The following is a 1,600-nucleotide window of genomic DNA, read 5'->3' on the forward strand; positions in this document are numbered from 1 at the left end:
GTCAGCGAGTGCGTTAGCAAACCACTCGTCCATTCCCGCTTCTTTAATGGCGCTGGCAAAAGCCTCCTCAGAGATGGCAACGTATTCGATATTTTTGCCCGTGGCCTGCGACAATACTGCTGCTTGTTCAGAAAAAGTTAGAGCCTCTGGGCCTGATAACAGATATGTTTGACCATGATGACCATCACCAGTTAACGCCTCAACGACAACCGCTGCCACATCTCGAATATCGACCACACTCTGTTTTGCGTCTGCCAAAGGCAAGAAGAATTGCCCCATACTATTGATGGTTTCTAGACTTCCGTACAAGTTCTGGAAGAACGAATTCGGTTGAATGATAGTCCATTGTAGGTTTGATTCTTTAAGCAAGTTGTCGGTAATAACATGAGTACGAATGATCTCAGAACCTGCATCGATCTTTGCCCCCATGCCCGAAAGTTTGATTACGTGCTCTACATTCGCAGCTTGTGCCGCTTCAATCACATTCGCCACCCATAGTTCGTTGTCTTGGTGAATGGGCATAGAAACGTAGATACGCTTAACGCCTTTCATTGCGCTTTTCATCGATTCAACATCAGAGAAGTCACCTTCACGCATCTGCTCGGCTTTCAAATCCATCGCTTCTGCGGATTTCGACTTACGAACCATCACACCAAAGTCCGCGCCTTTGAGTTTAAGCTGACGAACCACTTCAGAACCTGTGTTACCTGTTGCGCCTAATACTAAAATATCCATGATGTTCTCCTATCGAGCTGAGCGTTAATCTGTTCAGGCAGTGAATGCTGCGGTATGGATATACTTTAGTTAATCCCGATTATATTGACTAGATACAACAATTGGGCTTCACTATCCCACATACGGGACAAGAGAAACACAATGAAAGAGATATCTGCACTACCTTTATTCGCAAAGGTCATCGAACTGAATAGTTTTGCTGAAGCAGCGAGACAATTGAATGTACCAACAACGACCGTTAGCCGAAAAATTCAGCAGTTGGAAGAACAATTAGGCGGTAAACTGATTAATCGTTCTACTCGATCATTGTCGCTTACCGAGCTAGGGCAACAAGTTCTACCAAAAGCACAGTTGATCGCCGATACAGTCAACGAACTCTATGATCAAGCAGAAGATGCTGCAAACAAGCCGGTCGGAACTCTAAATATCACGGCACCAAGGGCGTTGAGTCAAAACTTACTCGCAACACTCTTTGCAGAATTTCAAGCGCGTTACCCCTCTATACGAATCAACCTCACGTCATCAAACCGCTATCAAGACATGACAAAGCAGAGCTTGGATTTTGCGTTTAGGCTCGGCCCATTAAATGACTCATCATTGGTTGCAATGACGTTATCTCCGGTGAGGTATGTACTCGCTATATCGAGTGAACTTGCAGCCCAACTTCCGGAGATTAACCATCCAAATCAACAAACATCGTTGCCATGCATTCGAAATCATGTGGAAGCATATTTCCTACCCTGGCGCTTCAGCGACCATAATGAAACGATTGAAATATCTCAATCGGGAGGCATCACTTGCGATGACTTTTTTGTCAGCAAACAACTTTGCTTAGACGGTGCAGGCATTTGCTATCTTCCTATAT

General features: G+C 44.8%; 2 protein-coding genes. One reads left to right on the forward strand and one right to left on the reverse strand.

Translation table 11 applies throughout. From position 1 onward, the window contains the following. A partial coding sequence (locus KIV40_RS33715; RefSeq protein ID WP_285353777.1) for an SDR family oxidoreductase occupies window positions 1–735 on the reverse strand: 735 nt, incomplete at its 3' end. Between the two features lie 141 nt (window positions 736–876). Between KIV40_RS33715 and KIV40_RS33720 the strand changes: the two genes are divergently transcribed. After that, a partial coding sequence (locus KIV40_RS33720) for a LysR family transcriptional regulator (protein WP_285353779.1) occupies window positions 877–1,600 on the forward strand: 724 nt, incomplete at its 3' end.

The organism is Vibrio sp. D173a (assembly GCF_030248475.1).